This window comes from Rhodococcus sp. (in: high G+C Gram-positive bacteria) (assembly GCF_049591685.1).
Taxonomy (GTDB): Bacteria; Actinomycetota; Actinomycetes; order Mycobacteriales; family Mycobacteriaceae; genus Rhodococcoides.
In genome coordinates this window covers 1-4086 of record NZ_JBAWFH010000339.1, presented here as the reverse complement: position 1 = coordinate 4086, position 4086 = coordinate 1, and the positions used below count along the sequence as shown (strand labels likewise).

Annotated in this window: 5 protein-coding genes; all 5 read right to left on the bottom strand. The window is 66.0% G+C overall.

Annotated features, from left to right (window positions below):
- A partial coding sequence (locus WBQ44_RS14295) for an AAA family ATPase (RefSeq protein ID WP_495567337.1) occupies window positions 1-1660 on the bottom strand: 1660 nt, incomplete at its 3' end.
- A gap of 62 nt (window positions 1661-1722) precedes the next feature.
- Window positions 1723-2004 carry an acylphosphatase gene (locus WBQ44_RS14290; protein WP_495567336.1) on the bottom strand — a complete coding sequence of 94 codons (282 nt, stop codon included), beginning with the start codon at window positions 2002-2004 and terminating at the stop codon, window positions 1723-1725.
- Window position 2005: 1 nt separating this feature from the next.
- Window positions 2006-2434, bottom strand: a complete 429-nt coding sequence (locus WBQ44_RS14285; protein ID WP_495567335.1) for an OsmC family protein — start codon at window positions 2432-2434, stop codon at window positions 2006-2008.
- A 39-nt stretch (window positions 2435-2473) separates the two neighbouring features.
- Window positions 2474-3340, bottom strand: coding sequence for a bifunctional DNA-formamidopyrimidine glycosylase/DNA-(apurinic or apyrimidinic site) lyase (gene mutM, locus WBQ44_RS14280; protein ID WP_495567334.1), 867 nt, complete (start codon window positions 3338-3340; stop codon window positions 2474-2476).
- On the bottom strand, window positions 3333-4086 hold a 754-nt coding region (gene rnc, locus WBQ44_RS14275), incomplete at its 5' end, for a ribonuclease III (RefSeq protein ID WP_495567333.1). The genes rnc and mutM, both read right to left, overlap by 8 nt.

Sequence of the window (4086 nt, the reverse complement as noted above, 5' to 3'; positions counted from 1 at the left end):
CCCGCACGGCCGAATGGGCGCGGTGGGGAGCGTCGATGTGGACGGCGTCGGCTGCGGGGCCCAGCGCGACGGCGACGGCGACGTCGAATCCGTCTTCTACCGTCACGCGTTCGGCGACCAATCCGGTGACGCCGTCGTGACCGTGTTCGAGCAGCCATCCGGCGCCGTCTTTGCGTTCGAGGCCCATCGTCAGCGCCTCGATGCGTGCCTGGAACGATGCAACCCGCTTGCCTGCGGCGCGATCTTCGTTCTGCAGCTCGGTGACGCGGGCGTCGGCGCTGCGTAATGCCGCCACCGCGCGCTCGTTTTGCGTGTCCAGGCTCAGTTCACTGGCGTCCAGGCCCGAGATCTGGTCCTGCACACTATCGAACTCGGCCTGTGCCGCGTCGCCGCGTTCGCGTGCCTCGTCGATCGCGACGGACAGCCTGGCCACTTCCGCGTCGATGGAATCGGCTCGGGTGCGGTAGGTGTCGACCTGACCGGACAACCTGGCGAATCCCTCGCGACGATCGGCGACGGCGCGGACCGCCGCCAGATGGGCACGTTCTGCCTCCGCCGCCGCGGTCTCGCGCTCACCGAGCTGTTCTCGCGCAGCTTCCAGGGATTCGCGGGCCATTTCGACTGCCTCGACCAGCTCCAGCTCTTCTTCCTCGACCCGCTCCGCCTGCTGCTCGAGTTCGTCCGGGTCCTGCCCGCGCCCGGTGGAGGGGGCAGCATCGAGGTACCTCGCCCGCTCCTGCGCGATTCGAACGGTCGCATTGACACGCTCCGCGAGCGCCGAGAGCTGGAACCATGTCTGCCCCGCGGCTTCCGCGTTCGGAGTCAGCCGAGCCACCGACTGTTCCAGTTCACCGAGTGCGAGATTTCCCGCTTCCAGGGTGTCCTGAACCGCCGCGTACTGCTCCCTCGCTGCAGCTTCGTCCTGAGTTTGGTTGGCGAATTCTTCCCTTCGCGCCACCAGATCGTCGGCGGCCAAGCGGAGTTTGGCGTCGCGTAGGTCGGCTTGGACGGTCTGCGCACGGCGAGCCACCTCGGCCTGGCGCCCGAGGGGCTTGAGCTGCCTGCGTAGTTCGGTTGTCAGGTCGCCCAGCCGGGCAAGATTGGCCTGCATCGCATCGAGCTTGCGAACGGCCTTCTCCCTGCGCTTGCGGTGTTTGAGTACACCTGCCGCTTCCTCGATGAACGCCCGTCGGTCCTCGGGGCGGGATTCGAGAATGGCCGCGAGCCGGCCCTGTCCGACGATGACGTGCATCTCGCGGCCGATGCCGGAATCGCTGAGCAACTCCTGGACGTCCATCAGTCGGCATGTGGTGCCGTTGATCTCGTATTCGCCTGCCCCGTCGCGGAACATGCGTCGGGTGATGGAAACCTCGGAGTAGTCGATGGGAAGCGCACCGTCAGTGTTGTCGATGGTCAGCGTCACCTCGGCACGGCCGAGCGGCGCACGCCCCGCCGTTCCCGCGAAGATGACGTCCTCCATCTTTCCGCCGCGGAGGGCTTTGGCGCCCTGCTCACCCATGACCCAGGTGAGGGCGTCGACGACGTTGGACTTACCGGACCCGTTCGGGCCGACCACGCAGGTGATGCCGGGTTCGAAACGAAGAGTCGTCGCCGAAGCGAAGGACTTGAAGCCCTTCAGCGTCAGACTCTTCAGATGCATGGCGTTCGAGCGTACCGGGTGGGTGAGACGCCGCGGACGCAGGCACACACCCGCGGTACCGCTCAGCGTTCGACGAAACCGGTGAGTCCCCCGCGGGGCGCGTCCCAGCTCTCGACGACGAGCGAGACCGCGCCCGGCGTCGTTCCGCTGCGCAGCTTGGTCAACAGCTCCTCGAGACGGTCACGGCGGCCCTCCGCGACGACGAGCACCCGTCCGTCGGCGTGGTTGGTGGCGGAGCCGACAAGGCCGAGCTCCAACGCGCGCGACCGCGTCCACCAGCGAAATCCAACGCCCTGTACGACGCCGTGCACCCACGCGGTCAATCGCTCCTCGCCCGGACTCACCTCATGCGTCCACGTCGATGTCCAGGGTGATGGTCGTGCCGGCTTTCAGGGTTCGACCGACCGTGCACACCTTGTCGATTGCGCGTTCGACGACGGTCAGCAGTCGTTGCTGAGCCTCGGGATCGAGTGCGCTGAGGTCGACTCGCAATACCTCCGCGAGCTCGGGGTAGCGCTCGTTCTCGCGGTCGGCTGTCCCGGACACCTCGACCGTGGCGTCGTAGTCGTCGCCGAGCCGCCTGGACAACGGAAGGTCCGAGCTCATTCCGGTGCACGCGGCAAGGGCGATCTCGAGCAATTCACCGGGTGTGAAGACGCCGTCGACGGATTCGGAACCGATCAACACCTCGGCTCCTCGCGAACTCCTCCCGGTGTAGCGGCGGGTACCCGTGCGTTCGACCCAGAGTGTTGTCGGTGTGCTCTTGTCAGCCATGAGATCCGATTCTAAGGACCCGCTCGGTTCGAGAACCCGTCAGGACCGGATGGTGCGCGGCCTGGGTTGGCATTTCGGGCAGCTGTAGGACGATCGGTTCATGAACTTCTCGCGCCTGATGGGGCTACCGCACCGCAAACACGGCAACCCTTCCTGACCGTAGGCGTCGAGCGATCGATCGAAGTAGCCCGATTCTCCGTTGACGTTGACGTACAACGCGTCGAAGGAGGTGCCTCCCTGCGCCAATGCCTCGCCCATCACGGCGTGTGCCGCGGCCAGCAGACGACGCAGCGCAGGACGCGTCAGCGTCTCGGCGATGCGGTTGCCGTGAATCTTCGCGCGCCACAGGGCTTCGTCCGCATAGATGTTGCCTACTCCGGACAGAACGGTTTGGTCCAGGAGCGCGCGCTTGATCTCGGTGTGCTTGCCCCGCAACACGTTCACGACGTGTTCGGCGTCGAACAACGGGTCGATGGGGTCTCGGGCAATGTGCGCAACGGGCTCCGGCACCACGGAACCGTTCACTTCGACGAGGGGGGCGATTGCCCAGCCCCCGAACGTGCGTTGGTCGACGAACCGGAGGTCGGCGCCGTTGTTCAGCCGGGCGCGGATACGTAGATGTTTTTCGTCCGGGACGCTGGGAGGCTGGACGAGCATTTGGCCGCTCATGCCGAGGTGCACGACCACCGCGATGTCGCGGGGTTCGAGTGCCAGCCAGAGGTACTTTCCGCGGCGTTCGGCCGAGGCGACGATCCTCCCACGCAATTGTCCGACCAGGTCGTTGCCCCCGGCGAAATGTCTACGCACGGAACGCGGGTGAAGTACTTCGACCGTGTCGATTCTGGATCCGACCACATGGGTTTCGAGACCGCGGCGAACCACTTCGACCTCGGGGAGTTCAGGCATCCACGCTGCCGGGGCCGGCTACGTGCGGCCCGCTGCCGGATCGGGTGAGCGGCTTTTCGTTCCCGGACTCGGTGGCCTGCATTCCATCGGCTGCGCGCTCGTCGTCGGTCGAGAGGGCGTTCCAGGCGGTACTCGCGGCCTTCTGCTCGGCTTCCTTCTTCGAACGACCCACACCCACACCGAACGGACGACCGCCGACCAGGACGGTAGCGGTGAATTCCTTGTCATGATCGGGACCGGTGGAGGAGATCTCGTACGCGGGAACGCCGAGACCTTTCTCTGCCGTCAGTTCCTGCAGGCTCGTTTTCCAATCCAGACCTGCACCGAGTCGCGGTGCACGATCGAGCAGTTCGGCGAACAGGGCCAGGACCACCCGGCGCGCGGTGTCGATGCCGTGTTGCAGGTGGATTGCACCCAGCAAGGACTCCATGCCGTCTGCGAGGATGCTGGGCTTGTCGCGACCACCGGTCTGTTCTTCGCCCTTGCCGAGCAGGATGTGTCGGCCGAGGCCGCCTTCGCCGAGTCCGCGCGCCACTTCGGCGAGCGCGTGCATGTTGACGATGCTGGCTCTGATCTTGGCCAATTCGCCTTCGGATTTGGCGGGGTGGGCCAGGTAGAGACGCTCGGTGATGGTCAGACCGAGGACGGAGTCACCGAGAAATTCCAACCGCTCGTTGGTGGGCAGCCCGCCTCGTTCGTACGCATACGAACGGTGGGTGAGCGCCAGCGTCAGCAGCGGTTCGTCC

Excerpts from the sequence above, each read along its gene's own strand:
- mutM (WP_495567334.1), bottom strand. The coding sequence starts at position 3,340 with ATGCCTGAACTCCCCGAGGTCGAAGTGGTTCGCCGCGGTCTCGAAACC.
- WBQ44_RS14285 (WP_495567335.1), bottom strand. The coding sequence starts at position 2,434 with ATGGCTGACAAGAGCACACCGACAACACTCTGGGTCGAACGCACGGGT.